The sequence below is a fragment of the Candidatus Poriferisodalis sp. genome, from assembly GCF_965208895.1.
GTDB lineage: Bacteria > Actinomycetota > Acidimicrobiia > Acidimicrobiales > Poriferisodalaceae > Poriferisodalis.
In genome coordinates this window covers 1,423,908-1,445,568 of record NZ_OZ242363.1, presented here as the reverse complement: position 1 = coordinate 1,445,568, position 21,661 = coordinate 1,423,908, and the positions used below count along the sequence as shown (strand labels likewise).

The 21,661-nt window shown below is 66.8% G+C and carries 19 protein-coding genes; 15 read left to right on the top strand and 4 right to left on the bottom strand.

What is annotated here, in order from left to right; genetic code table 11:
• Positions 1–1,743, top strand: coding sequence for a lipoyl synthase (gene lipA, locus ACOGJB_RS06470; RefSeq protein ID WP_419839994.1), 1,743 nt, complete (start codon positions 1–3; stop codon positions 1,741–1,743).
• A 78-nt stretch (positions 1,744–1,821) separates the two neighbouring features.
• Here the strand turns inward: lipA and ACOGJB_RS06465 are convergent, their stop codons facing one another.
• Positions 1,822–2,088, bottom strand: a complete 267-nt coding sequence (locus tag ACOGJB_RS06465) for a hypothetical protein (protein ID WP_419839993.1) — start codon at positions 2,086–2,088, stop codon at positions 1,822–1,824.
• A 377-nt stretch (positions 2,089–2,465) separates the two neighbouring features.
• On the opposite strand from ACOGJB_RS06465, the gene ACOGJB_RS06460 reads away from it, so the two are divergent.
• From ACOGJB_RS06460 to ACOGJB_RS06440, 5 genes are all read left to right on the top strand, one after another.
• Positions 2,466–2,693 carry a hypothetical protein gene (locus tag ACOGJB_RS06460; RefSeq protein ID WP_419839992.1) on the top strand — a complete coding sequence of 76 codons (228 nt, stop codon included), beginning with the start codon at positions 2,466–2,468 and terminating at the stop codon, positions 2,691–2,693.
• Positions 2,690–3,103, top strand: a complete 414-nt coding sequence (locus tag ACOGJB_RS06455) for a type II toxin-antitoxin system VapC family toxin (RefSeq protein WP_419839991.1) — start codon at positions 2,690–2,692, stop codon at positions 3,101–3,103. Before ACOGJB_RS06460 ends, ACOGJB_RS06455 begins: the two co-directional genes overlap by 4 nt.
• Before the next feature lie 170 nt (positions 3,104–3,273).
• Positions 3,274–4,809: an Eco57I restriction-modification methylase domain-containing protein gene (locus ACOGJB_RS06450; protein WP_419839990.1), complete on the top strand. Its 1,536-nt coding sequence runs from the start codon at positions 3,274–3,276 to the stop codon at positions 4,807–4,809.
• Entirely contained in the window at positions 4,806–5,756 is a 951-nt protein-coding gene (locus tag ACOGJB_RS06445; RefSeq protein ID WP_419839989.1) for a BsuBI/PstI family type II restriction endonuclease, read from the top strand. The genes ACOGJB_RS06450 and ACOGJB_RS06445 overlap by 4 nt, the downstream gene beginning before the upstream one ends.
• A 12-nt stretch (positions 5,757–5,768) precedes the next feature.
• Positions 5,769–6,620 carry a hypothetical protein gene (locus tag ACOGJB_RS06440; RefSeq protein ID WP_419839988.1) on the top strand — a complete coding sequence of 284 codons (852 nt, stop codon included), beginning with the start codon at positions 5,769–5,771 and terminating at the stop codon, positions 6,618–6,620.
• A gap of 17 nt (positions 6,621–6,637) precedes the next feature.
• Here ACOGJB_RS06440 and ACOGJB_RS06435 read toward each other — a convergent pair whose 3' ends face one another.
• A complete protein-coding gene (locus ACOGJB_RS06435; protein WP_419839987.1) occupies positions 6,638–7,462 on the bottom strand; it encodes an enoyl-CoA hydratase/isomerase family protein in 825 nt (274 codons plus the stop codon).
• 250 nt (positions 7,463–7,712) lie between these two features.
• Here ACOGJB_RS06435 and ACOGJB_RS06430 point away from each other — a divergent pair, with 250 nt between their 5' ends.
• The 6 genes from ACOGJB_RS06430 (at position 7,713) to ACOGJB_RS06405 (ending at position 13,873) form a co-directional block, all read left to right on the top strand.
• Positions 7,713–9,089, top strand: a complete 1,377-nt coding sequence (locus ACOGJB_RS06430) for a 4-hydroxyphenylacetate 3-hydroxylase N-terminal domain-containing protein (RefSeq protein ID WP_419839986.1) — start codon at positions 7,713–7,715, stop codon at positions 9,087–9,089.
• Positions 9,086–10,033 (top strand): ABC transporter ATP-binding protein, encoded by a 948-nt coding sequence (locus tag ACOGJB_RS06425; protein WP_419839985.1) that lies wholly within the window; start codon positions 9,086–9,088, stop codon positions 10,031–10,033. Before ACOGJB_RS06430 ends, ACOGJB_RS06425 begins: the two co-directional genes overlap by 4 nt.
• Positions 10,030–10,980 carry a hypothetical protein gene (locus ACOGJB_RS06420; protein ID WP_419839984.1) on the top strand — a complete coding sequence of 317 codons (951 nt, stop codon included), beginning with the start codon at positions 10,030–10,032 and terminating at the stop codon, positions 10,978–10,980. Before ACOGJB_RS06425 ends, ACOGJB_RS06420 begins: the two co-directional genes overlap by 4 nt.
• On the top strand, positions 10,977–11,993 hold the full coding sequence (locus ACOGJB_RS06415; RefSeq protein ID WP_419839983.1) for an ABC transporter ATP-binding protein: 1,017 nt from the start codon (positions 10,977–10,979) through the stop codon (positions 11,991–11,993). Before ACOGJB_RS06420 ends, ACOGJB_RS06415 begins: the two co-directional genes overlap by 4 nt.
• Complete coding sequence (locus tag ACOGJB_RS06410) at positions 11,990–12,790, top strand: ABC transporter permease (RefSeq protein WP_419839982.1); 801 nt, start codon at positions 11,990–11,992, stop codon at positions 12,788–12,790. Before ACOGJB_RS06415 ends, ACOGJB_RS06410 begins: the two co-directional genes overlap by 4 nt.
• Before the next feature lie 66 nt (positions 12,791–12,856).
• Positions 12,857–13,873: a glycosyltransferase family 2 protein gene (locus ACOGJB_RS06405; RefSeq protein WP_419839981.1), complete on the top strand. Its 1,017-nt coding sequence runs from the start codon at positions 12,857–12,859 to the stop codon at positions 13,871–13,873.
• A 105-nt stretch (positions 13,874–13,978) separates the two neighbouring features.
• Here ACOGJB_RS06405 and ACOGJB_RS06400 read toward each other — a convergent pair whose 3' ends face one another.
• Complete coding sequence (locus tag ACOGJB_RS06400; RefSeq protein ID WP_419839980.1) at positions 13,979–15,742, bottom strand: acetyl/propionyl/methylcrotonyl-CoA carboxylase subunit alpha; 1,764 nt, start codon at positions 15,740–15,742, stop codon at positions 13,979–13,981.
• Positions 15,743–15,895: 153 nt separating this feature from the next.
• Here ACOGJB_RS06400 and ACOGJB_RS06395 point away from each other — a divergent pair, with 153 nt between their 5' ends.
• On the top strand, positions 15,896–16,876 hold the full coding sequence (locus ACOGJB_RS06395; RefSeq protein ID WP_419839979.1) for a biotin--[acetyl-CoA-carboxylase] ligase: 981 nt from the start codon (positions 15,896–15,898) through the stop codon (positions 16,874–16,876).
• 117 nt (positions 16,877–16,993) lie between these two features.
• Positions 16,994–18,490, top strand: coding sequence for a leucyl aminopeptidase (locus ACOGJB_RS06390; protein WP_419839978.1), 1,497 nt, complete (start codon positions 16,994–16,996; stop codon positions 18,488–18,490).
• A gap of 52 nt (positions 18,491–18,542) precedes the next feature.
• Here ACOGJB_RS06390 and ACOGJB_RS06385 read toward each other — a convergent pair whose 3' ends face one another.
• Positions 18,543–19,118, bottom strand: a complete 576-nt coding sequence (locus ACOGJB_RS06385; RefSeq protein ID WP_419839977.1) for a hypothetical protein — start codon at positions 19,116–19,118, stop codon at positions 18,543–18,545.
• Positions 19,119–19,607: 489 nt separating this feature from the next.
• On the opposite strand from ACOGJB_RS06385, the gene ACOGJB_RS06380 reads away from it, so the two are divergent.
• Positions 19,608–20,426, top strand: coding sequence for an SIR2 family NAD-dependent protein deacylase (locus ACOGJB_RS06380; protein ID WP_419839976.1), 819 nt, complete (start codon positions 19,608–19,610; stop codon positions 20,424–20,426).
• Positions 20,427–21,661: the final 1,235 nt, after the last annotated feature.

Below are 21,661 nucleotides of genomic sequence, written 5' to 3'. Positions count from 1 at the left end.
ATGTTGCGAGTGCGCTGGCTGGGGAGGGTTCGCTTCCGCGAGGCCCTCGACCTCCAGCGACGCCTGTGGAAGCACAGCTGCGATGACTACCTGCTGTTGCTCGAACACGATCACGTCTTCACTGCCGGTCCGAGTGCCGATGAGGCGAACCTGCTGGTCGATGCTGCTGCAGTTGGCGCCGACTGTGTGCGTATCGACCGCGGCGGCGACTTCACCTATCACGGTCCCGGCCAGCTCGTCGGCTACCCGATCCTGACGCTGCCGGGCCAGCGGGGCGGTGGCTTGGCCGAGACCGCCGCTTACGTCCGCGATCTGGAACAGGTGCTCATCGAAGCGCTGGCCGACGTTGGGCTGCCAGGTTGCGGCCGGCTGCGGGGCTATCCGGGCGTCTGGGGGGACCTCGAGGGCACGCCTCGCAAGCTCGCTGCGATCGGCGTTCGCCTCAGCCGCGGACGAACCATGCACGGCTTTGCGCTGAACGTCGACACCGATCTGGCGTGGTTCGACCGGATCATCCCGTGCGGCATCCGCGAGTACCGACCCACGTCGCTGCGGGCCGAGGGCTGTGAGGCGACGATGCGTGAGGTGGTCGACGCGGTGGTTGGTCGAGCCGCCGAGCGCTGGTCGCCCGCGGGCGACCAGCGTGCCGATGTGGCGTGGCGACACCGCCCATCCGATCTCAGCGCCTTCAGCCGCGGTCTCGGCCTCGGACAGCCGCCCAAACGACCGTCTCGTGGCTCCCGTTTCTCGGCGCCGGCGAGCGCAGACACACAGGGCGGACACGATTCGGGCCCGGTCCCAGTCGCTCCACTGCGCAGCCGCGCCCGTCTCGCGGAAGCCGGCGTCGGGAACGGCCTGCAGATCGCCGAGCGGAAGCCGCCGTGGCTGCGAGCCCCGATGGATCTCAACGAGGGCTACCTCCGGCTGCGCCGAGTGATGCGCCAGCACGACTTGGTGACAGTCTGCGAAGAGGCCGGGTGCCCGAACATTTTCGAGTGCTGGGGGGCGGGCACGGCGACGTTCATGATCAACGGCGAGCGGTGCACGCGGGCATGCGGATTCTGCCTCGTCGACACCCGCCAGCCCGCGCCGATCGACCCCGGCGAGCCCCGCCGGGTCGCCAGCGCGGTCGCCGAGATGAGGCTCGAGCATGCAGTCGTCACCGCTGTTGCCCGCGATGATCTCCCCGATGGCGGGGCTGCCGCGTTCGCCGAGACCATCGCCGCAATCCGGGCCGAGTCGCCCGGCACGACTGTCGAGGTGCTGGTGCCCGACTTCGGCGGCGACGCCGAGTCGCTGCAGATTGTCCTCGACGCGGCCCCGGACATCTTGAACCACAACATCGAGACGGTCGCCCGGCTGCAGCGGGCCGTACGTCCGTCTGCTGCCTACGCCCGCAGCCTCGCGCTGCTGGCCCGCAGCGCCTCGGCAGGGCACGTCACCAAGTCGGGCATCATCGTCGGCATGGGCGAGGAAGACGCAGAGGTAGACCTCACCGTGTCCGATCTGGCGGCGGTCGGCGTGAGCATCGTGACGATCGGCCAGTACTTGAGGCCCACCAGCCATCACATTCCCGTGGCCCGCTGGGTACCGCCCGAGTCCTTCGAGCACTGGCGAGAGGCAGGCGTGGCGCTCGGACTCGCACACGTCGAGTCGAGTCCGCTGACGCGCTCCAGCTACCACGCCGCCTCGGGCGCCGCGGCAGTGGAGCTCGGCGCCCGCACCCGGCCCGTCCCGGCGTAGCGCGTCAATCAGGCAGCGAGAGGCAGAACGGCGATGATTGCGCCGCGCCGCCGCGAGTTCACCCGAACCGTTGCCGTCTCAGACTTCGAGCCTGGGCTGGCCGTACTTGCGTTGGACAGCTTGCTTGGACACGCCGAGCATGGCCCCGATCTCGGTCCAGGACCGATTGGCACGGCGTGCCGAATTGACAGCTTCCGCGAGCTGCCGATCGAGATCGTCGCGTTGTAGTGAAAGATCGGCGATCGCTTGCAGCGCAGCAGTGTCAGCTTCCACCAGATCTTCCGGCTGGATTCGATCGGCCCAAGCTCCCAGTGCTTCTGCCCGTTGCTGCCGTGTCTCGCTCATGTGGGAAACCAACCCTTCAGAAACTTGGCCCTCGCCTGCATCGCATGGATGATTGATGCACCGTCCTCATCGGCGACGATGCCTACCCCGGGAGGGGCACCGTCCCTGGCCGGTCCTATGAACATGGTGACTGCAGGGTCGTCGGTTTCGAATGCTCGCCAATGTTGGCGATACGCGTGGTGCATGTCTTCGTCGGAGATGCCATGTTTGCGGGCAGACGCCTCTACCTCAACGGATCGACGATAGCCGAGCGGCGGCCGTGCGTCAACATATGTTGACGCACCAGACCTCGTCGCCCGCCTCACCCTCGCCGGCTGACCGGGCTTCGTCGGCACCCAGTGGGGGCGCATTGATCCCTACTTTGGTAGGATCGCCGCGTGGCCACGTCGAAGCGGAAGGTCTCGATCTCGCTCGATGAGGACCTTGTCGTAGCGCTGGAAGCGCAGCACGAATCGCTCTCGTCCCAGGTCAACGAGGCAGTACGGATCGAGTTCACACGCCGCCGCCGTCAAGTCCTGCTTGACGAAATGCTGGAGGAATTCGAGCGCAGCGAGGGCCCAGCCGACGAGGCCTTGGTTGACAAGTACATGACATTGCTGGCGTGAGCCGGGCGCTCGTGCTTGATTCAGAGGCATTGTCCGGCCTTGCACGCCCGCAAGGACAGCGCTTCGCCGAGATCAGGGCTGCGTTGGAAGCCGCTCGTCGACTTCGACGCGATGTCGTGGTGCCCGCGGTGGTGTTGGCCGAGTTGTATCGGGGGCCGAGGCTGAACCAGGTGGTCGATGCTTGCCTCAGCCGCGAGACAGGTCTCGAAGTTCGAGAAACAGATCGAGACTTCGCTCGTCTCGTCGGCAGCGTCCTTGCGGCGGCCAACGCAGACTCGGGCGCCCTCGTCGATGCCCACTGCGTCGCCGCCGCGGTCGAGGCAGGCGGTGGCGTGGTGATGACGAGTGACCGTCGCGACCTTGAGCGGCTCGCAGCGCCCTACCCCCATGTCCACATCGCGCCAATCTGACCGAGCCGCCGCCGCTGTGGACCTCGACGCCCGGACTTGGCCTGTCCCGGCGTAGCGCGCCAAGTGCGGGCAGCGCAGCAACTCAGACGCAGAAAATGCTCCGCGAAGCAAACCCGGTGCCTACCTATGCTGCCGACAAGTATCGAACTCGACTTGCTTGATGAGGACGCGTGGCTGCAGTTGTTGATGATCTGCTCGAGGCCGGGCCGCTGACGCGTGCCGAGCAGCGCCGCGTCGCCCATGCCGATGGACCATCCCCGGATTCTCGTTCTGAGCTTGGGCAGTACTTCACGCCCGCCCCGATAGCGAGGTTGCTAGCCGACATGTTCGAACCGCCGGAGGGACCCGTGCGGGTCCTGGATCCCGGTGCCGGCGTAGGGTCGCTCTCGGCCGCGTTAGTTGAACGGGCAGCCCGCGAGGCATGGCGATGCTCGCTCGATGTGACAGCGGTAGAAGTTGATGATCGCCTGATAGATGGTCTTGAGGCGACGCTCGGCGAGTGCTGCGAAGCGATGCCTTCCGTGCGCAGTTGCGCCGTGAATTCAGACTTCTTGACCTGGGCCGCGGCCCAAGCGGCACCGGAGATGTTCCGACAAGAGCCTCAGCAGTTCGACCTCGTCATCATGAATCCGCCCTACGGCAAGCTGCGCACCGCTTCGGCGAAGAATGAGCGGCTTCGGCGCCTTGGTGTCCACACGAGCAACCTGTACGCGGCCTTCGTCTGGCTCGCCAGCCGCTTGCTCGCTCCGGGCGGTCAGCTGGTGGCGATCACCCCGAGGAGTTTCTGTAACGGTTCATACTTCAGGCCATTCCGACGGGCGCTGCTGGACAACTGTGCGCTACGGGACATCCACGTCTTCGAATCCCGCGACACCGCCTTTCGCGACGGCGCAGTGCTCCAAGAGAACATCATCTTCAGGATCGTTCGGTCCGCCCAGCGTCCGCCGGTGCAGATCGCCGCCAGTTCGGGTTCGGGCCTCGACGCACCCCGCCGGCACGAAGTCGGCCCCGACTCCGTCGTCCACCCAACCGACCCTCGCCTCTTCATCCGCATACCCGAGGACCGTGCCAGCGTCGAGCTGGCGGAGCACATGGGAGGCCTCCCGCAGACGCTGGCGGGGCTGGGTGTCACCGCCTCAACCGGGCGAGTCGTGGACTTCCGGTCGCGAGAGCACCTGCGCGATGACTTTGACGGCGATGTGATCCCGTTGATCTACCCGGGACACTTGCGGCGAGGCAGGATCGACTGGCCAGGCGAATCCAACTCCAAGCCGTGCGCGATTGCGGCGGCACCGGCAACCGAAGGAATGTTCCTGCCTACGGGTGAGTACGTGTTGGTAAAGCGCTTCTCATCGAAGGAGGAACGCCGACGCGTCGTGGCGGCAGTGCTGGAACCCGGGGACCTTCCCGGCGATGTCGTAGCGATGGAGAACCATGTCAACGTGATGCACACCGCGAACCGCGGCTTGGAGCGCGATCTCGCATGGGGGTTGGCGGCCTACCTCAATTCAACGGTTGTCGACCGGTACTTCCGGCAGTTCAACGGGCACACACAAGTGAATGCGGCCGACTTGGAGTCACTTCGATACCCAGACGCTCAATCCCTGCTGGCCTTGGGCGACGAGGCACGCGCAGTCGATTTCGATCAGGCAGCGACGGACTTGCTTGTGGAACGCCACGTCCCGGCCCTCGAAGGCGTCCGGTGAACTACCAGGCGACCCAGCGCATCTCCGAGGCGCGGTCGATACTCACTGAACTCGGATTCCCGCCTGCGCAGCGCAATGAGCGCTCCGCACTCGCCTTCCTCGCACTTCTTGACTTGCAGCCCGACATGCCGTGGACAGCGGCGACGACTCCGCTGCGAGGCATCACCGAGATGATGAAGTTCATGAGCGCCCACTACGACAAGAACTATGCGCCCAACACTCGAGAGACAGTTCGACGGCAGACAATCCATCAGTTCTGTGTGGCCGGCTTGGCGACAATGAATCCGGACGACCCTGACCGCCCGACCAACAGCGGCAAGACCGTCTATCAGGTCAACGGCATCGCGTGGACGCTGGCCAAGGCGTACGGCACCGACGCTTGGTCAGAGTGTCTCGCCACCTATCTTGAGCGGGTCGGCACGCTTGCCGACCATCTTGAGCGTCAACGCCAGCTGCGTCGGATCCCGGCGCGTTTGCCTAATGGCACTTCGGTCGATCTCTCACCAGGAGGCCAGAACCCGCTCATCAAGGAGATCATCCAAGGGTTCTGTCCAAGATTCACGCCCGGAGGCATCGTTTGGTACATCGGTGACGCCGACGAGAAGTTCGCGGTCTACGACGAGCGCGCATTCGCGCATGCCCGTATCAATGTCCCCCATCACGGCAAGATGCCCGATGTCATCGTCGAGCACGTGGAAGAGCCGTGGCTCGTCGTCGTCGAGGCAGTGACATCTCACGGACCCATCGACTCGAAGCGGCGGGCCGAGCTGGACCAGCTCCTGCAATCGCCGCGTCTCGGACTCGTCTATGTAACAGCGTTCTCAGATCGCGCCACTTTCCGTCAGTACGTCGCCGACATCGCATGGGAAACCGAAGTCTGGATTGCCGACTCACCTGACCACCTCATCCACTTCGACGGATCCAAGTTCCTGGGTCCGTACAACTGAGGTCGGCGCCCCGTGGGTGAAGGTGCTCCCGTCGATGTGGCAACGGTGCTCTGCCAGTGGGCCACCGGGGGCCTCGCGTACCTGTGGGTGACCACCCGACGGGGCGAAGTTGGGCTCGGGTACGGCTGGCTTCTGCGGTCGCTGTACGGAGTGATTGCCGTCATGGCGGCCGTCACTGGATTCGTGTTCGAGCCCAGTGCTGTACGCGACCTGGCATCCGTCGCGATGGCTGTGTGCGCGGGCGCGACGCTCGTGCGTTCGGCGCTGCCCAACGCGGTCGCAGCGGATTCCCGGCTGCCTACGGGAGGCATGGAAGGTGACGGTGCGGCATCATCTACAGCGTCCCCGCAAAGGACGCTCGAGGGCTTCGACCCGCGTTGGGATCTTGCGGCGCCGCTGGTGGGCGTGGTGGGCGTGGTGGCCGCGGGACTCGGTGCCAACGGCGACGTCAACCCGGTCCTGCACCTAGCGCGTGTGGTCTGTGGCGCAGCCTTTCTCGGTGCGGTCAGCAATTCGATGCTGCTAGGCCACTGGTACCTCGTGCAGCCTGGTCTGCGCAGGGAGCCGCTGCGTGAACTGGTACGGCATCTCGGTGCGACCTGGCCAATCGAAGTGGGGCTGCTGCTGGTGCCCACCGGAATGATCGCCGTGCTGACCGGCAGCATCGACGACGGCTACGGCGGGCTGCTGGGCTGGTTCTGGATCGCCTGCGCCATTACGACCATCGCGCTCGCAGCCGTGGCTATGGCTGCGTTGCGCGAGCGCCAGTACGCAGCCGTCATGGCGGCCACCGGGCTGCTCTACCTGGCGATCCTGACCGGATTCGGCACCGACCTCGTCGCCCGCCTCACCCTCGCCGGTTGACGGGTCGACCGGGTTCGTCAGGCGCCGGTCCATTCGGGCGGGCGTTTCTCGACGAAGGCACGTCCGCCCTCTTTGGCGTCGTCGCTGTCGCCCACGATTCGGCGGATCGACTCGCCCATGCGCAGGGCTTCGGTCCAGCCCATGCGCTGGCTGCGCCAGGCCACTTCCTTGACAGCGCGCACTGCGAGGGGCGCACCCTGGCACAGTCGCTCGGCTAGCGTTCGGGCTTCATCCATAAGCGAGTCGTGCTCTACCACCTTCCATGCGAGCCCCAGCTCGCGGGCCTGCTGCGCGTCGAAGTTCTCGCCGGTCAGCAGGATTTCCATGGCGTTCGCCCAGCCGATCTTGTGCGGCATCCGCATTGAGCCCACGATCGTGGGCACGCCGATCCTCACCTCGGGCATGCCGAAGATCGCTCGGTCCGATGCGATCAAGAAATCCGCTACCAGAGCCCCGGTGAGCCCGTAGCCGATGCATGCGCCGTTGATGGCCGCAATGATCGGCTTGTACAGCTCGAGACCGCTCTCGAGGCTGTTGATGGTGGGAATCTCGAAGTACGACCCCGACCACGTCCCCGCGGAGCCCTTCGTCGGGTCGCGCAGGTCGGCGCCGGCGCAGAATGCCCGGCCCTCCCCGGTCATGATCGCCACCCAGGCCTCGGGATCGTTGTAGAACTCCATCCACGCGGCATTCAGGCACTGGCGCATTTCGCCGTTGATGGCGTTCATCGCCTCGGGCCGGTTGTAGGTGATCGTGGCGATGCGCCCGTCGAGCCGGTACGTCGCAGCGGCGTCAGGGCTCGAGATGTCGGGCACAGGGCCTTTGTAGGAGGGGTCGGTCATGGGAGCCGTTCTAGCGCACAGGCCAGCATCTGCGAGCGGATCCGGTGACGACGAATGAGGCACCTGCAGCCGCAGCGTGGGGGAACTGCGAGTCGGGTGGCGTCGAGCGGGATGCGCGGTGCTTGTGTCCGCGCCAAGGGCTCAGCATTGACAGGACCCGCGCCGCGGGCTGCCTTGCGGGTCTTGGTGGCGGCCCGCCACTAGCGTCGCTGCCGCTTGCACAGCACTCGCGACGGATGGGGGAGCCAAGATGCGCACCGGCCAGCAGTACAAGGAATCGCTCGCAGACGGACGCCTGACCTACTTCGAGGGCAAACAGATCGACGACCTCGAGACGCACCCGATCCTGGGCCAGACGGTGGATGCCACCGCGGCTGGCTACGACCGCTTCTATGACCCGGCGCCCGACGCGTCCTCGCCGCTGATGACGGTGCCGCGCAGCGCGGACGATCTGCGCGAGATGATCCCGCTGCTGCATTCGGCAGGGATGATGGCCCATGTCACCTATACCTCCATCCAGACGCTCAAGACTGCGGCGGGGCGGATGGTCGACACCAAGCCCGAGAACATCGAGCGAATCGATGCGTTCATCGACGAGGCGCAGCGTGACGACGTGCGCATCACCCAGTGCATCACCGACGCCAAGGGCGACCGCAGCCGTCCGCCGGCCCGCCAGGACGACTTGGACTCCTACGTGCGGGTGGTCGACCGCCAGCGAGACGGCGTGGTAATCCGGGGCGCCAAGCTGCACATCACCGGCGCTTCGTTCGGTCACGAGCTGCTGACCATTCCCACCAAGGCCATGAAGCCCGGCGAGGAAGACTGGTCGATCGGCTGCTCAGTGCCGGTGAACGCTCCAGGCGTCAAGATCATCAACACCACCTACGCGCCCCGCCATGAGGACCCTCGGGCGTTTCCCGTGTCGGGCGAGCACCACTATCCCGAGGGCTTCGTGATCTTCGACGACGTGTTCGTGCCACACGAGCGCGTGTTCCTCGACGGCGAGACGCACTACGCTGCAGTGTTCGCCCATGCGCTGGGCCTGTGGGAGCGTCTCGGCGGACTGTCGGCGTTCGTGGAGGAAGCAGACGAGCTGGTCGGGCTGGCGCAACTGGTCGCCGAGGCCAACGGCACTGCTGGCATCGGCCACGTCAAGGAGAAGATCTCCGAGATGATCATCCACGCCACGCTGATCCGGGCCACGCTGGAAGCCGCCATCGAACACTGCTCGATCGGGCCCGAAGGCGCGGCATTCCCCAACGAGCTCTACACCAATGCGGGCAAGTTCCACGCAGCAGCGAACTACAGCGCCATGGTGCGCCACCTCCACGACATCGCCGGGGGCGCCGTGCTGACCTCCCCGGTGCCGGCCGACTTCGAGAACCCCGATGTCGGACCGCTGGCCCGCAAGTACATGGCCACCCGTGCCGATGTCGAGGGCGAGTACCGCGCACGCCTCATGCACACCATTCGCGACCTCACCGCCGATTCCTATGGCGGCTGGAAGTTCGTGACCAACCTGCAGGCCGGGGGCGGCTTGTACGCGCAGCGAATCGTCACCCGCCGGCACTACGACCTCGAAGGCGCCAAGCAGAAGGCCCTGGCTGTTGCCGGGCTGATCGAGTGAGTGTCGCCGAGGCGCAGGAATCGGTGATCGTCTCGACAGCGGCGCTCACTCAACGGTTCGGATCGACGGTGGCGATCGACGCCTTGGACGTGCGCATCCGCCCCGGCATCACCGGGCTCGTGGGTGCGAACGGCGCGGGCAAGACCACGTTGCTCAGCGCGCTGCTCGGCTTGCGCCCGCCGACGTCGGGTTCGGCAACAGTGCTGGGACTCGATCCGCGCGCTCAAGGCGCTGCTCTGCGGGCCAAGGTCGGCTTCGCCCCCGAACGTGACCTGCTTCCCGATGAGATGCGTGCCGTGGACTTCGTGCGCCACCTGTCGCAAGTGCGCGGCCTGCCCCGCAGCGAGGCCCGTACCCGCGCATCGGACAGCCTGTGGCTGGTCGGGCTCGGCGAGGAGCGCACACGCACCCTCGGCACGATGTCCACCGGTCAGCGCCAGCGGGTCAAGCTCGCGCAGGCCATTGCGTCCGACCCCGAACTGGTGCTGCTCGACGAGCCGACGTCGGGGCTCGACCCCACTCAGCGCAGCGAGATGCTCACGCTGATAGGCGAGATCAGCAATGAGTACTGCGTCAGCGTTGTGCTGTCGTCGCACCTGCTCGAAGAGGTCGAGCGGGTCTGCGATTACATCGTCGCACTCGACGCGGGACGTCTGGTCGCTGACGGGCCGATCGAAGAGCTCGTCGGCGACGGCGACGGCATCACGCTGGAACTTGTCGACATCGCCGAGCCGGCGGGAACGGTCGACGTCGTCGAGAGCGCGCTGCGCCGTGGAGGCATCGAAGTGGAGCGGGTGGGCACCACGCTCCGGCTCGGCGGCAGCGACCCCGATGAGCTGAGCGACCGGGTCCGCGACGCAGTTGCGGATGCGGGGGCGCGCATCCGGCGCCTTGAGGCCCGCAGGCGCACGCTGGCCGACTTGTTCGAGGCGTCGGCGAAATGAGCGACGCAACAGGAACCCCCGACCTTCCTGAGCAGGTGGCCGACGACGGCGCTGCACAGATTCTCGACCAGCGTTACCGGCCCTACAGCGGCGCCCGCCACGGTCTTGGCGGCGCCATGCGGGCCGTGATCGGCTCGTCATTCAGGTTCACGCTCGGCTTCGGTCGTCCCGCACGCCACAAGTTCTTGCCTTGGCTGGCCGTTGTCGTCGCCTTGGTTCCCGCGATTGTGTTCGTGGGCATCGCGACGGTGCTCGACATCGATCTGATCTCGGAGAACATCCTGCCCGAGTACCACGAGTACTACGGCTTCATCGAGGCGGCGCTGTTCTTTTTCTGCGGAATCGTTGTTCCGGAAATCCTGGTCGCTGATCGCCGTAACGGGATGCTGCCGATGTACCTGGCCACCCCGCTGCGATTGTGGAGCTATCTGGCCTCGAAGGCCGCCGCTGTCGCAGCGACGCTGGCGGTGATCACTGTCGGGCCGCTGGCGTTCCTGCTCGTCGCCTACACCATCGAGGGATCCGGCCCTGCTGGGCCGGGCGACTGGCTGATCGTGCTCGTGCGCATCTTGGGCGCCGGCATCGCCATCGCCGCCACCATCGCCGCTGCCAGCCTGGCCATCTCGAGCCTGACCGATCGGCGGGCGTTCGCCGTGATCGGTGTCATTCTGCTTCTCTTGGGCTCGCAGCTCGTCACCGGCGTGCTCGTCGAGGTGGCCGAGATGGACCCCCGCATCTACGCGTTCAACCTCGGTGAGATGGGCGAGGCACTCAAGGATCGGATCTTCGGCGTCGGATCGCCGATGCTGGGCGAAGACGAATCGTCGCCGGGGCGGCGCATCAGCGAACTGTCGACGCTGTTCGTCGTGGCCGTGAACGCCGCGTGGGTGGCGGCCGGCGGCGCCGTGCTGTGGTGGCGCTATCGCCGGATCGAGGCGAGCCAATGAGCGCCCGCCCCCGCCCGACGCCCGCACCGTGCTTCGGCGAGCGCGGGGACGCTGCGGCCGAGCTGCGTGCTGACGCCACCGAGGTCCCTGCGCAACCGTCGGGCATGGTCGAGGTGCGCGGTGTCTCGAAGTTCTTCGGCGACGTCGTGGCGGTGTCGGACGTGACGTTCACCGTTCGCGCCGGCGTCACTGCCCTGCTCGGCCCCAACGGTGCAGGCAAGTCGACGCTGTTTCGCATGATGTGCGGCCTCACCCCGCCGTCGAGGGGCACCGTGCGCGTGCTGGGTGCCGATGCCCGCAAAGATCGCGACGTCCGGGGCCGGATCGGGCTGTCGCCCCAGCAGGACGCCCTGTTCGACCGGCTCGACGCGCTCGATTTCGTGAAGATCGCAGCCGCTACGCACGGCGTCGTGGATCCGGGCGCGGCTGCGCGAGCGGCGCTCGGCATCGTCGAACTCGACCCGGACGACGATCGACCGGTATCGGGCTACTCCAAGGGCATGCGCCAGCGCACCAAGCTGGCCGCGGCACTCGTCCACGATCCCGAGGTGCTGATCCTGGACGAGCCGCTCAACGGGCTCGATCCCGTTCAGCGGCGGCGCATGATCGACCTGCTCGAAGATCTCGGCGCGCAGGGGCGCTGCGTGCTCGTGTCGTCGCATGTGCTCGAAGAGGTCGCCCGGCTCGGATCGCGAATTCTGGTCATTGCCCAAGGCCGCCTCGCCGCCAGCGGCGACTACCGCGAACTGCGAGAGCTGATGGACGATCGCCCGCACCGCGTCAGCATCGATGCCGACAGGCCACGCGATCTGGCTGCGGCGCTGGTCAGCTCGGGCACTGTCGTCGGGGTGCGCATAGATGGGGATGTGGTGGTAGCCGACACGCTGGATGTGGACCGGCTGGGGCGCGAGATCGCGCCCCTGGCGAAGGGCCTCGGCGCTCGCCTCCGACAGGTCATCCCGCTGGACGAAGACCTTGAATCGGTCTTCCGCTATCTGGTGGAACGACGATGAGCGCAACGCTCGACACCGCGTCGTCCCCACCCCAGCGGCAACGCGTCGGTGCCCTGGCGGCGACGGCGTTGTGCTATCGGGTCCTCATCCGACAGATCGTCTCGCCTGGCCGTCTAGCAGCGCTCGGAACGCTCGGTGCGATCATGATCGTGGTCGGCTGGGTAGTGGGCAATTCAGCGAGCGGCGAGGAGCCCAACAGCACCGGGGTGCTGTTCCACGGCGCCAGCTATGCCGACGGATTCGGACTCATCGTCATCGTGCCGATCGTGTCGCTGGTCTTCGCCGCGGCGGCGCTGGGCGATGTTCGCGACGACGGCACGCTCGTGTACTTGTGGCTGCGGCCCATCGGCCGCGCCCCGCTGGTGATCGCCGCGGCGGCTGCGGCGGTGACGGTCTCGCTGCCGCTGAGCGTCGTTCCGACCGCGTTAGGCGGCTGGTTCGCGGCTGACTTCGTGGCCGACTCAGGGGGTGTCGCGCTGGGTGCGCTGGCCGCGGCGGCGTTGGGGGCAGTCTCCTATTCGTGCCTGTTCGTGCTGCTGGGGCTGCTGTTTCGTAAAGCCGTCCTGTGGGGGATCGCGTATGTGCTGCTGTGGGAGGGCTTGGCGGTGGGCCTCGGCGACTTCGCCGAACGTCTGTCGCTGCGCGGGTACGCCCGCTCGGTGCTCGCGCAGATCTCCGATGTTGACCTTGGCTTCACGACGTACGGGCTCATCACGGCGATCGCCGTTCTCGCTGGCGTCTCCGTGGTCAGCCTGGCGTTCGCCACGGTGCGACTCGGCCGCCTCAACGTGGATTGACCTCACTCGCCGGGTCAACCCGACGCTGAGTTCCCGTGTGCCGGGTACACCCGACACAATGGGCAGGTGCGGCTGGTCATCCAGATTCCCTGCCTGAATGAGGCGGAGACGCTGGGCGACACGCTGACTGCGCTGCCACGCGAGGTGCAAGGCTTCGGCGAGGTCCTGTGGCTGGTCATCGACGACGGCTCGACTGACGACACGGTAAGAGTCGCCCGCGACCACGGTGTCGATGCAGTCGTCAGCCTGACGCAGAACAAAGGGCTCGCAGTGGCCTTCGCTAGCGGTCTCGACGCCGCACTGCGCATGGGAGCCGACGTCATTGTGAACACCGACGGCGACAACCAATACGACGCCGCCGACATCGCCAAGCTCACCGAACCGATCGTCGCCGGGCAGGCCGATCTGGTGATCGGCTCGCGAGACATCCGCAACCACCCTGAATTCTCACCGCTCAAGAAACGGCTGCAGCGGCTCGGCTCGTGGACGGTCCGGCAGGCTTCGGCGACCGATGTGGCCGACGTCGCCTCCGGATTCCGTGCCTACAGCCGGGAGGCTGCGCTCGCAGCGAACGTCGTGTCGCGCTTCACCTACACGCTCGAAACCGTGATCCAGGCCGGCAAGTCAGACCTCGCGGTCACCGATGTGCCGGTGCGCGTGAATCCCACGACTCGCCCGTCGCGCTTGTTCCGCTCCAAGCGCCAGTACGTGCGCAGGGCCGCGGGCACGATCGTCCGCGTCTATGCCATGCACGAACCGCTGCGAGTGTTCGCCGTGCCCGCTGCGCTGTTCGCCGCCGTCGGTGTGTTCCTGTTCGCCCGATTCGGATGGTTCCTGGTGACCTCCGACGGCTCAGGTCACGTGCAGTCCCTCATCGTCGGTGCCGTCGCGCTGCTCGTGGCCATGCAGCTGGTGATGCTCGGCGTCCTAGCAGACCTGCTGCGCGCCAACCGGGTGATCGCGGAACGAACGCTGCGCCGAGTTCGCACCATAGAACTCGACGTCGGGACACTTCTGAATGAGCGGCAGGCGGCGGAACGACGACGCTTCGAGAACGTGGCCGGTGAGGGAACAGATAACTGAGCGGTGAGGGCGGCAGGGGCACCTGCGACGTTGCGACCTGCCGGATCGCTGGAGCAGGGGACGCTGCCGCCCTCACCGCGGGCGCGCGTCCAGCCCCAGCCGAGTTCAGGAAATAACGACGACCACGTCGCCGGCTCCGACTGTGGCGCCGGGCTCTACCTTGATCTCGCTGACGGTCCCCGAGCGGTCGGCGTTGATGCTGTTCTCCATCTTCATGGCTTCCAGCACCACGACGCCCTCGCCGGTCGTGACCTCTTGGCCGATCTCGACGAGGATCTTGACGATCGTGCCCTGCATCGGAACGGTCACCTGACCGGTCCCGGCGCCGGCCGAAGCAGCACCGCTCGCGCGCCGGGGGCGCGCTGCCGTGTTGGCGGCGCTGGCCGGCGGTGCTGAATCGGGCACCCATGCGCTCACCGAGAATCGCTTGCCGTCGACTTCCACCACTGCATCTCGCCGCACGAGCGGCACGTCTTCGCCGTCGGACCCCCCGGTGGGCTCGGCGTCGATCTTGCCGCTCACGCCGCTCAGATCAAGCCGTTCCTCCACCCACTTGGTGCTGTGGGTGCCGGCCTGAAAGTCGTCTGAGGCCATGATCTCGACGTGTGCCGCGGCGGTCGTTGCGACGCCGCCGACGCTCAGCTCGCCAAGGGCCCGCTGCATGCGGCCGATGGCGGTCGGGCGATCTGAGCCCCACACGACCAGCTTGCCGATGAGGTTGTCGTAGTACTGGCTGACGGTGTCGCCCGCCTCGTAGCCGCCGTCCCAGCGGATGCCGAACCCGTCGGGCACACGCAGTGATGTCAGCGTGCCCGGAGACGGCAGGAATCGGCCGCCCGCGGGATCCTCGGCATTGATGCGCGCCTCGATCGCGTGGCCGACCGAGGTCACTTCCGACTGTGTGAACGACAGCGGCTCTCCGGCCGCAACGCGGATCTGCTCGCGGACCAAGTCGATGCCGGTCACCATCTCGGTGACCGGGTGCTCCACCTGCAGCCGGGTGTTCATCTCCAAATAGAAGAACTCGCTGTCCTGGTACAGGAACTCCACGGTGCCGGCGTTGGTGTAGCTGCAGCCACGGGCCACCGCCACCGCGGCATCGCCCATCGCCTTGCGAACGGCGTCATCGAGCAGCGGCGCGGGGCTCTCCTCCACCAGCTTCTGGTGCCTGCGCTGCGCGGAGCAGTCGCGCTCGCCCAGCCACACGGCGTTGCCGTGGCTGTCGGCGATGATCTGCATCTCGATGTGGCGCGGCCAGGTGAGGTACCGCTCCATGTAGCACTCGCCCCGGCCGAAGAAGGCTTCGGCCTCACGCTGTGCGGACGCCAGGGCAGCTTCGATCTCGTCGGGTCCGTTCACGACCTTCATGCCGCGGCCGCCGCCGCCGTAGGCCGCCTTGATGGCGATGGGATAGCCGTGGTCGGCGCCGAACGCTTCGACGTCATCGCTCGAAGCGATGACCTCGGTGGTGCCGGGAACGCCGGCAACGCCGGACCGTTCGGCGGCAAGGCGTGCTGAGATCTTGTCGCCCATCACCTCGATGGCCTCGGGCGGCGGTCCGATAAAGGTCACGCCCCGCTCGGTGATGGCGCGGGCGAAGTCGGCATTCTCGGAATAGAAGCCGTAGCCGGGATGAACTGCGTCGGCGCCGCACCGCGAGATGACATCCAGAATTGCCTCGGTATTGAGGTAGCTCTCGGCTGCTGTCTGGCCGCCCAGGGCGAACGCCTCGTCCGCGAGGCGCACATGCAAGGCGTCTCGGTCCAGTTCGCTGTACACGGCGACCGTCGGAATGCCCAGCTCGCGGCAGGCCCGGATGACTCGCACCGCGATCTCGCCCCGGTTGGCGATGAGGAGCTTGCTGAACACGAATGAAGTCCTAACTGTGAGGTCCTGGCTGCGATGGCCTGTCGGTGCAGGCCGACCGCTGCCAAGTCGGGCCAGTCGGCATCACTTCATTTTCGACCGGCAGCGGGCAAGTCTGTCGGCTGTCGCCGCGAGTGCCACCGCTACGCTCGGTGTGTGCTTGGTTCGCACGACGCCAGGGCCATCGAGTCCCCGCATTTCGGGTCCGTACCCCGCACCCGCTTCACCCACATCGAGTGGTACGACGAGATCGGTTCGACCAATACCGAACTGCTCGATCGGGCCCGCCGGGGAGCGCCCGAAGGGGTGGTGCTGATCACCGATTTGCAGACCGCCGGACGCGGTCGCCGCGGTCGGCGTTGGACGGCGCCGCCGGGCACATCGTTGATGATGTCGGTGCTGCTGCGACCGCCGCCGGGTCCGCTGCCTCCGGCTCGAGCGGCCTTGGTGACGCTGGCGGTTGCGCTGGCCGCCGCTGACGCCTGTGAGCAATCCAGCGGCGTCAGGCCGCGGCTGAAATGGCCCAACGACCTCGTGATCGCTGACCGCGGCAGTCGTGACTCGGCTGGTCGTGACAGTGCTGGCCATGACTCCGCTGGCCATGACTCCGCTGGCCATGACTCGGTTAGACGTGATCGCAAGCTGGCGGGCATCTTGGCCGAGTCGATCAGTACCCAGGGAGTGCTCAGCGCGCTCGTCGTGGGCATGGGCCTCAACACCGGCTGGCCGGAGGTACCGCCAGACCTCGAGGGCATCGCGACGAGCTTGAACCTGGAAGCGGGCGCGCCCGTAGACCGCACAGCGCTGGCCCGCCGGGTGCTCGAAGGCCTCGAGGCTCGCTACGAGCTGCTGTGCAGGGCCGATCACGGCTTGGGCGGCGGTTCGGGCGCTGCCGCTGTGCTGGACGAGGCGCGCCGGAATTCCGCCACGCTCGGCCGCCGGGTTCGCATCTCGTTCGATGCGACGATCAATGGGCCCGCAACCGACGGACCCGCAACCGATGGTCACAGTCTTGAGGGACTCGCGAGCGATCTCGATGCCGAAGGACGGCTGCTGGTCGCCGACGATGGCGGGACCATCCACACGGTGGCAGTCGGAGACGTCGTGCACCTGCGTTCGGCCCCTCACCGGCAGTGACCACCAACCGAACGCCTTGCGAATATCTCCTGCGTCAAGTGCCGTCGTCAGGTAGAACCGCACTGCGGGCGATGCTCACCGCCGTCCGCGCCCCATCCCCGACTAAGCGAGGACGCCGTGCCGCTCACCGTTTCGCCTGATGCCTTCGAGGTTGTCACCGACCCCGCCGCCGCCCCGCCGACGGCCGCCGCGGACCGGCCGGTGCGCAGCGATGCCCTCGACACGCTGGGGGCCACGCCGAACTACTTGGCCGCCAGCGGCTTCGACGGCTCTGCGGGCAGCACGGCACTCATGGCCGGCATCGCCGGCACTGCGAACGACACGATGCCGATCGCCGTCGGGCTCGGCGCTGAAGATCTCACTGCCGCCGATGTCCGCACAGCGGCGGCGAATCTGTGGCGGGCAGCGTCGAAGGTCGAGTCGCTGACCTCGGCGTTGGCTGCAGTCGCGGCCGACGACCTCGGCGCCGATGTTGCCCTGAGCGCGGTGGCCGAAGGCATGCTCCTCGCCTCCTACGGGTTCTACGAGCACAAGGGCGACCCTCCCGAAGCTGACGCGCTCGGCCGCGTCGTGCTCGCCGTGCCTGACGGCACCGACACAGCGGCTGCCCTCGCTCGTGCCGCGGCGGTGGCCGGCGGCATCGCCCTGGCCCGCGACTTGGTCAACCAACCGGCCGGAGCGCTCACGGCGAGCGGGCTCGCCGATGCTGCCGCCGAGGCCATCGAGTCGGCTTCTGCCGCCACTGATCCGGCGGCGGGCACTGCTTCAGTCGAGGTGTGGGACCGCGAGCGGTTGGCCTCGGAGCGATGCGGCGGGCTGCTGGGCGTCAATGCGGGTTCGACGGAGCCGCCGGCGCTCATCCGCATGCGCTGGCAGCCGACCGCCACGCCGCGCGCCACGGTTCACCTGGTCGGCAAAGGCATCACATTCGACACCGGCGGGCTCAACCTCAAGTCCTTCGAAGGCATGGAGTGGATGAAGATCGACATGGGGGGCGCCGCGGCGGTCATCGGCGCGATGAGTGCCATCGTCCGATTGGCGCCCGACATCGCGGTGACCGGCATCTGCTGTTGCACTGACAACCAGCCCGGCCCTACGGCCACCAAGCCCGGGGATGTGCTCCGCATCCGCAACGGCAAAACGGTCGAGGTGCTCAACACCGACGCCGAAGGCCGGCTCGTCCTCGCTGACGGACTGTCGCTTGCCGTCGAGGAGGAGCCCGACCTGGTCGTGGACCTCGCCACGCTCACGGGTGCCTGCATGGTGGCGCTGGGCGACAAGTACGCCGGGCTCATGGGCAATGACCCGGCGGCGATCGAACGCGCCCAGGCTGCGGCGCGCGCTGCTGGGGAACGTCTCTGGCACCTGCCGCTGCCTCCCGAATACCGCGAGCAGCTCGACTCGCCGATCGCCGACTTGCGCAACATCGGCAAGAACCGCTACGGGGGCACACTCCACGCGGGGCTGTTCTTGTCGGAATTCGTCGGCGAGACGCCATGGGTGCACTTCGACATCGCTGGACCTGTGCGCACCGATGCCGACGCCGGCGAACTGGCCAAGGGGGCATCGGGCTTCGGCGTGCGCACGCTGGTGGAGCTGATCTGCGGCTGGTGACGGGCCCCGCCGTGCCCTCGAGCCGGCGATGGCGCGAACGCAGCCAGAGGGGCTAGGTGTGGCGACGTGTGCGCTGACGCACGCAGCGTTCCGCCCACGCCCATGCGGTCGCCTCGTTAGCGGCGCTCGGCGCCAGCCCGAGCGTCACGAGCCGCTCGGCGGACTCGTGCAGACCGTGACCGAGCGTCAGCATGCAGATCGCGAGCAGCCGCGTCTCGCCGACGGAGAAATCCGCATGACCGTCGATCCGTGACCAGTGGCCGACTTCCGCGCGCAATTCCGGCGGCATCCGCATCTGCAGCCGGCGGGGCACCGGTGGCACCCGCGTGCGGACGATCAGCACCGCGTCGTCGTCGAAGTGCGCCAGGTCGAACATGCCGCAGCGTTCGATGGTTCTCATGAAGGTGCTCTGACGGCCGCCGCGGTGCTGCAGTCCCAATCGCCGGGCGGTGGAGTCGAGGTCCAGGCGGAGCTCCTCGCCGGGCGCCAGCTCGTCGAATTCGCGCGCGAGCAGCCGCAACAGCCATACGGCGCTCGGGCCGAGAATCGCAACCCAGAATCGCTCCACGTAAATCGAGCGCGGATCGTGGCCGCGGCGCCGCAGATTGGGATCGTCCCACGGCCGCACCCGAAGGACATGCACTGGATCACCCGACGAATCGTTGAACGCTGTGGGGCTTAGCTCGGTCTCGGCGCCGCCAACCAGCCGCAACGCGGCCGCAGCGGGCGGATCAGGCACCGTTCGACTTTGGGGGACGTCGTGTATCTCATCAGCTCGCACGGGTGCTCTCCTTCTCGACGGCGTGCCACGTTGGGCCGCGGTTGTTGTTCGTTGCCGAACACATTTTTGTATATCAAAAAATACTAATACAACATGAAACATACTGAGAGCTGCACATCGCTCGTCAGATCAGGCCGCTTGCCACGAGAGTCCGCGTCGATGGGTGAACCGTCTCGCTGCCGCACCAGTTGTTTCCCGCTCTTGTTCCCGATTTCCATTGACTCGGCGCTCACGGGCCGCTCGGGCCACGGCTTCGCCCTGTGCTTACCGCTCCAGCTCGCTTCGCTCGCGGGCCGCTCGGGCCCGGGGCTCAGCCTCTAGGCCAGACTGTGACCGATGAGCCCAGCCGAGAAAGTCCCAGCGTCCGATTCGAGCACCGACGTCGATGACGATGTCCGAACGGTGGCGCGATGGATCGACGAGGCGAGCGCCATCACGGTGCTCACCGGCGCCGGGATCTCCACGGACTCGGGAATCCCAGACTTCCGCGGTCCCAATGGCGTGTGGACCAAGAACCCGGCCGCCGAGAAGCAGGCGACGCTGCAGAACTATCTGGCCGATCGTGAGGTGCGGGTGCTGGCCTGGCGGGCCCGTATGGATCACCGAGCGTGGGGCGCAGAGCCCAACGACGGTCACCGAGCCCTCGTGCAGTTGGAGCGTCGCCGCAAGCTGGTGTCGCTGCTGACGCAGAACGTGGACGGTCTGCATCACGACGCCGGGTCCGATCCAGACAAGATTGTGGAGGTGCACGGCACGATCCGCGAGGTTGCGTGCTTGGAGTGCGACTACCGCGACGAGATGGGCACCGTGCTCGATCGGGTTCGGCTCGGCTCCGACGACCCGCCCTGTCCCGACTGCGGGGGGATTCTCAAGAGCGCCACGATCAGCTTCGGCCAGCAGCTCGTGGCGCGAGATCTCTTGCGAGCCCAGATCGCAGCCGAGAATTGCGATCTGATGCTGGCCGTGGGAACCACGCTGGCCGTCTATCCGATCGCTGCGGTGGTACCGACGGCAAAGTCCGCAGGCGCGCGAGTGGTGATCGTCAACGCCGAACCCACCGAGATGGACCACCTTGCCGACATGGTCCTGCGCAAGTCCATCTCGGAGGTCCTCCCCCGAATCTGCGGCGGCACCCCCCGCCAGCGTTCGGTGTGACCAATTCCTGACCAACTGGCTGGCGCGTAGGGGCGGCGCGTGTGGGAGATCACACCGCACGTAACTAAAACCTGACCAACTGGCTGGCGCGTAGGGGCTGAGAATCGCGGCGCGTGTGGGAGATCACACCGCACGTAACTAAAACCTGACCAACTGGCTGGCGCGTAGGGGCTGAGAATCGCGGCGCGTGTGGGAGATCACACCGCACGTAACTAAAACCTGACCAACTGGCTGGCGCGTAGGGGCTGAGAATCGCGGCGCGTGTGGGAGATCACACCGCACGTAACTAAAACCTGACCAACTGGCTGGCGCGTAGGGGCTGAGAATCGCGGCGCGTGTGGGAGATCACACCGCACGTAACTAAAACCTGACCAACTGGCTGGCGCGTAGGGGCTGAGAATCGCGGCGCGTGTGGGAGATCACACCGCACGTAACTAAAACCTGACCAACTGGCTGGCGCGTAGGGGCTGAGAATCGCGGCGCGTGTGGGAGATCACACCGCACGTAACTAAAACCTGACCAACTGGCTGGCGCGTAGGGGCTGAGAATCGCGGCGCGTGTGGGAGATCACACCGCACGTAACTAAAACCTGACCAACTGGCTGGCGCGTAGGGGCTGAGAATCGCGGCGCGTGTGGGAGATCACACCGCACGTAACTAAAACCTGACCAACTGGCTGGCGCGTAGGGGCTGAGAATCGCGGCGCGTGTGGGAGATCACACCGCACGTAACTAAAACCTGACCAACTGGCTGGCGCGTAGGGGCTGAGAATCGCGGCGCGTGTGGGAGATCACACCGCACGTAACTAAAACCTGACCAACTGGCTGGCGCGTAGGGGCTGAGAATCGCGGCGCGTGTGGGAGATCACACCGCACGTAACTAAAACCTGACCAACTGGCTGGCGCGTAGGGGCTGAGAATCGCGGCGCGTGTGGGAGATCACACCGCACGTAACTAAAACCTGACCAACTGGCTGGCGCGTAGGGGCTGAGAATCGCGGCGCGTGTGGGAGATCACACCGCACGTAACTAAAACCTGACCAACTGGCTGGCGCGTAGGGGCTGAGAATCGCGGCGCGTGTGGGAGATCACACCGCACGTAACTAAAACCTGACCAACTGGCTGGCGCGTAGGGGCTGAGAATCGCGGCGCGTGTGGGAGATCACACCGCACGTAACTAAAACCTGACCAACTGGCTGGCGCGTAGGGGCTGAGAATCGCGGCGCGTGTGGGAGATC